The organism is Herbaspirillum sp. B65 (assembly GCF_000333555.1).
GTDB lineage: Bacteria > Pseudomonadota > Gammaproteobacteria > Burkholderiales > Burkholderiaceae_D > Herbaspirillum > Herbaspirillum rubrisubalbicans.
In genome coordinates this window covers 1-2167 of record NZ_BADI01000336.1, presented here as the reverse complement: position 1 = coordinate 2167, position 2167 = coordinate 1, and the positions used below count along the sequence as shown (strand labels likewise).

Genomic DNA, 2167 nt, shown 5'->3' with positions numbered 1-2167 from the left:
GCGCATGGCGGCACTTCGGCACCAGGGTGGTGGCAACTATGGCAATGGCGGCAACTATGGTGGTGGCAACAAGGGTGGCCAGCCCAAGAGCCGCCAGCCTGATCCCTGAATGGCGCAATGATCGACAAACCGGTTGTAGAACGTGCCCGGCGCATGCTGGCGCATCTCCCCGTCACCCATCCCTGAGAGAACACCATGAATATGGATGCCGTTTTGTGCCATATCAGCGAAGGCATTGCCATCGTTACGCTGAACAACCCGCCGATGAATGTGGTGACCCTTGGGCTGACCAAAGCACTGGGGCAGACGCTGGACCGCCTCGCGGCAGACGATGCCGTGCGCGCCGTGATCCTGACAGGATCGGGGACACGGGCGTTTTGCGCCGGTTCCGATGTCGGCGAGTTCGCCGACATGATGGCACCGGGCCAGATCGTGCCGAAGAAGCTGCAACGCCAGAACGAAGTCTTCTTTCAGTTGGATCGGTTTCCCAAACCGACCATCGCATCCATCAACGGCTTGGCGTATGGTGGCGGCCTGGAAATTGCGCTGTGCTGCGACCTGATCGTGGCCGATCAACGCAGTCGTCTTGCCTTGCCAGAAATCAAACTCGGTGTATTCCCCAGTAGCGGCGGCACCTTCCGTGCGGCCCGTCGTATCGGCGAAGGCCGGGCCAAGGAAATGATTTTTCTGGGCGAGCCCATCGATGCGCAACCGCATTGGCATGGGGCCTGATCAACCGAGTAGCCGCCGACGGTGAAAGCCTGGCCACTGCGCAGGCACTGGCGAAGTCCCTGGTGCAACGCCCGAGAATGGCGTTGCGCCTGGCCAAAACGGTCATCGACCTGGCGTTCGAGGTGACGGAAGAAGACGCGTTGAAAGCCTCTTTCGCTGCCAGCGATCAGGCATTCAGTTCAGCCGAAAGCAAAGAGGGCGTACGCGCCTTTTTTGCCAAGGAAACACCCGATTTCAGCAAGATCTGATTCATCTATTCAGGAGTATCCATGCGACGTGCAGCGATTGTTTCCCCCATGCGAACCGCCATCGGCGCCTTTGGCGGTAGCCTACAAAAAGTGGCGACCGAAGACCTCGGCGCCGCCGTGATAAAGGCAGTGCTCGGCAAGACCGGACTCGATCCAGAGTTGATTGAAGACGTAGTGTTTGCCCAGTCATTTTCCAATGGCGAGACGCCGTGCACGGGACGTTACCTGGCGCTAAATGCGGGCTTACCCCTGCAGTCGGGCGGCATGCAACTGGATCGCCGATGCGGCAGCGGCCTGCAGGCCGTCATTTCTGCGGCCATGATGGTACAGACCGGTGCCGCCGACGTGGTGCTGGCAGGCGGCATCGAAAGCATGAGCAATGTCGAGTACTACACCACCAGCATGCGCTGGGGCAGCAAGGCCGGATCGGTGAAGTTCCATGACCGGCTGGAACGTGGCCGCGAACGTGCACAGCCTGAGCATCGTTTCGGCTTCATCTCAGGCATGCCCGAAACGGCCGAAACGCTGGCGCGAGAATATGGCATCAGCCGTGAAGAGTCAGACGTCTATGCATTGCGTAGCCATCAACGCGCCGCTGCCGCGTGGGAATCCGGCAAGTTTACAGAAGAAGTGGTGCCGGTGATCATCCCCCAGCGCAAGGGCGATCCGATCGTGTTTGACCGCGATGAAGGCATCCGCGGCAACACCACTCTGGAAGCTTTGTCGCAATTGCGACCCCTCATCAAAGGCGGCACCGTCACGCCCGGCAATTGCTGCCAGCAAAACGATGCGGCAGCCGCCTGCCTGATCGTGGCGGAAGACAAGCTCGAAGAACTGGGGCTGGAACCCATGGCCTATTTGCACAGTTGGGCGGTGGCCGGCTGCGATCCAGCCCGAATGGGTATCGGCCCGGTGCCCGCCATCGACAAGCTGTTACGGCGTACCGGTTTGTCTCTGACGGACATGGGCCTGGTAGAAATCAACGAAGCTTTTGCTTGTCAGGTGCTGGCGGTGTTAAAAGGTTGGACTGGAATGATCAGGACATCCTCAACGTCAACGGTTCCGGCATTTCACTCGGCCATCCGGGGGGGCCCACCCGGGGTGCGGATCATGACGTCGTTGCTGCAGAAGATGTCACGCCGCCAGGTGCGCTATGGCCTCGAAACATGTGCATCGGCCGCGGGCAA

The 2167-nt window shown here is 60.1% G+C and carries 1 protein-coding gene and 1 pseudogene; both read left to right on the top strand.

The genetic code is table 11. The features are described from left to right. The first annotated feature begins 195 nt into the window (after window positions 1–195). Window positions 196–980 (top strand): annotated as a pseudogene (locus tag I5W_RS08400) (enoyl-CoA hydratase/isomerase family protein). Window positions 981–1001: 21 nt separating this feature from the next. Continuing rightward, window positions 1002–2167, top strand: a 1166-nt coding sequence (locus I5W_RS08395) for an acetyl-CoA C-acetyltransferase (RefSeq protein ID WP_252716951.1), incomplete at its 3' end; no start/stop codon positions are given.